General features: G+C 67.7%; 2 protein-coding genes and 1 pseudogene. 2 read left to right on the forward strand and 1 reads right to left on the reverse strand.

The annotated features are described in order from the left end of the window. Positions 1-812, reverse strand: an 812-nt coding sequence (locus AB3X43_RS07485) for an efflux RND transporter periplasmic adaptor subunit (RefSeq protein WP_369429231.1), incomplete at its 3' end; no start/stop codon positions are given. Positions 813-1286: 474 nt separating this feature from the next. Between AB3X43_RS07485 and AB3X43_RS07490 the strand changes: the two genes are divergently transcribed. After that, on the forward strand, positions 1287-1988 hold the full coding sequence (locus AB3X43_RS07490; protein ID WP_369429232.1) for a hypothetical protein: 702 nt from the start codon (positions 1287-1289) through the stop codon (positions 1986-1988). Positions 1989-2085: 97 nt separating this feature from the next. Then, a pseudogene (locus tag AB3X43_RS07495) lies at positions 2086-3001 on the forward strand (hypothetical protein); the annotation flags it as partial.

Here is a 3001-nt window from a genome sequence, read left to right on the forward strand (position 1 = left end):
AGCTGCCGGCCCTCGTTGACCAGCTTGCCCTTGACGCGGATGGTGCCGGTGGTGGCGTCCACGCCGCTGTCGATGAAGCTCACGTTGCCGGGCAGCGCGACCGCTGGCTGGCCGCGTCGCTCGCCGGCCAGCTGCACGGTCAGCGGCACGCCGCCTTCCTTGGCGAGTTCCCTGTCGGCCTTGCGCAGGAGGCCGAGCTGTGCTTCTGGCAGCGTGAAGCTCACACCGATCGGGTCCATCTGCGTCAGGGTGACCATGGCTGCCGTGCCCGGCTGCACCAGGCTGCCCTTGACGACGCTCACCGCGCCGGCCCGTCCGCTCATCGGGGCCTTCAGCACACTGTTGCTCAGCGAGACCTCGGTGGACTGGATGCCGGCCTGGCTTGCGCGGACCGCCGCGATCTGCGCGTCGAGCTGCGTCTGCAGCGAGTCGACGGCGTTGCGCGCGATGAAGTTCTGCTCGAACAGTTCCTTGGCGCGGGCGAGCTGTCGTTCCAGGTCCGACTGCGTGGCCTTGTCGCGGGCCAGCTGGGCCTTGGCCTTTTCAAGATTGGCGCGGTCGGCGCGGTCGTCGAGCTTGAACAGCAGGTCGCCGCGCTTGACGGTCTGGCCTTCCTGCACCGCCACGTCCGTGACGACACCCGTGGCCTGGGGCCGGATCTCGACGCTGTCGAGGGCCACCACACTGCCGGCAGCCTCGATCGAGACGGGCACGTCACGCTGCTGCGCGAGGGCGACGCTGACCGTCTGCGGTCCGCCCTTGGCGCCGCTGGCCGGTGTGGACGCACCACCGGATGATGATCCGGCCGCCATGGGCGCATCGGCAACGGTTGTCGCAGGGGATTTCTTGAGCCACCAGTACGTTCCGCCGGCTGCACCGGCAACGATCAGGAGGGCTGCAATTGTTTTTGTCTTCATGTCTCTTCCAGCAGGGAGCCGCGGTGCGCAGGGGACGGGCGCGAGCGGGGTGCAATCTATCACTGCAACGTTAAGGTTGTGTCAATGGTTCTACTGACCTTGCGCGCCGTGCGGTGCGCATCGGCCATGGGTTTCCTGGTCCCGGGGATGCGTCCGCGGGCCCCCGGTCTCCGGGGCGCTGTCCGTCCTCGGCATGTCCGATCCGGAAATCACGGGAGCAATCGGAAAATCCGGCCCCTGCCACCTTCCGAATGAACGATTGATGCCTTTGGCCAGGCTCTGCATCCTGCCGCTTGATTCGTGAACTATGACCGTGCACGACTGCACGGTTGTCCTGACGGACGTTCGCGAGCGGAACCAGGAGCAGAGATGAAGTCGATCGGGTGGGTAGCGGCAGCGGGCGGGTTGATGGTGCTGGCGGCGTGCGGCGGCGGGTCATCGGGCGCAGGCGCCAGCGTCGCGGAGAGCGCTGCACCGGTGCGGATCAGCGGGGTGGTGGCGCGTGGTGCCGCGTTGGTGGAGGCCAAGGTGACCGCCCGGTGCGCGTCCGGGCCGACCGGTTCGGCGACAAGTGGCTCCAGCGGTGCCTACACGCTGGAGGTGGAGGCGAGCGCCTTGCCTTGCGTATTGGAAGCGCTGTCGGCGGATGGCGTCTGGACACTGCACTCGGTGGCCCTCGGCAGTGCCGGCGCATCCGGCGTGACCGCGCACATCACCACGCTGACCGAGCTGCTCGTGGCGCAGATGGCCGGTACACAGCCGTCCAGCTTCATGGCAAAGGCGAACGCCCTCACGCTGGGCGCCACGATCACCCCGGCCAACATCGCGAACGCCCAGGCGACCGTCGGCAGCGTGCTGAAGCTGATGGGTGTGAACCCGGCGCCGATCACCGATGTGCTGACCCAGCCGCTCGTGGCCGCCTCCGCTGTCCAGCGTGGGAATGCCCACGACAAGGTGCTGGACGCGCTGGCCGTGTCCATGCGGGGCGCCGGGGCGACGCTGGCGGATCTGGTCGGGCTGGTGACCAGCCGCGCCCGGACGCTCGGAGACGGCGTCGGCCATCCCGGCTGAAGTTCGGAACAGGGGCTGAACTCCGCTGCTTCTGTGTCGAAAGGTTTCGCGGGTCGGCGGTGATAGTGGAGATCATCCTTCTATCCCGGATCGCGCCATGCCACAACTTCGCCTGCTTTCTGCTTCCATCATTCTTGCACTGGGCCTGTCGGCTTGTGGCGGTGGCGGAGACTCCACTTCTGCAGCGTCGCAAGCCGTCACGCCCGGCGTCTCCGCCAGCGCACAGGGCGGTGTGCTGGTCGACGACCTGATCGTTGGGGCCACTGTCTTCTGTGACGCGAATGACAACGGGGTTCTCGATGCCGGCGAGTCCAGCGCGACCACCGGCGCCGATGGCACGTACACCTTCGACACGGCCTGTTTCGCGCCGATGGTCTCGATCGCCGGGACGGGCTACGACAAGACCACACTGAAGGCACCGAAGGGCCAGTACAAGGCGCTGGCCGGCAGCCTGGTGGTGTCGCCGTTCACGACCATGCGGGCTGTCAGCGGCTTGACCGATGACGAATTCAAGGCAGTGCTGACCAAGCTGGGTCTGGGTGGCATCGACGTTGCAGCCTTCGACCCGACCAAGGATGCGGCCCGCGCCACGACGGCAGCGGCCCTCGCCAAGATCCTCAACGACATCTCGGAAATCGTTGCGGCCGCGGGTGGTGACCCGGCGGCGGCCTTCAAGGCGGCAACCATCGCCATGGCCCAGCACGTGAAGGCCAGCACCGGCACGGCCTTCGGCAGCGACACCGATCTGAGCGACCTCGTCGGTGCTGCCGCCGACGCGGGTCTGAGCGCTGGCAACAGGAACAGCGCCGGTGCCGCGATCTGGACCGACAAGGCAATGGGCAACGCCAAGTCGCTGGCCACGGCCGGCATCGCCACACTGGCGGGTAACATCAAGCGGCGGGCCTCGCTGGCCGATGCCCGCGATGACCTGAGCAGCGGCGCCGCCGTGAACATCGTTGGCGACACGGACCTGGAAGACGACACCAAGGTCGCCGAAAGCCGTGGCAAGGCCA

It is taken from the genome of Sphaerotilus sp. (genome assembly GCF_041083715.1).
In the GTDB taxonomy this organism is placed as follows: Bacteria; Pseudomonadota; Gammaproteobacteria; order Burkholderiales; family Burkholderiaceae_C; genus Sphaerotilus.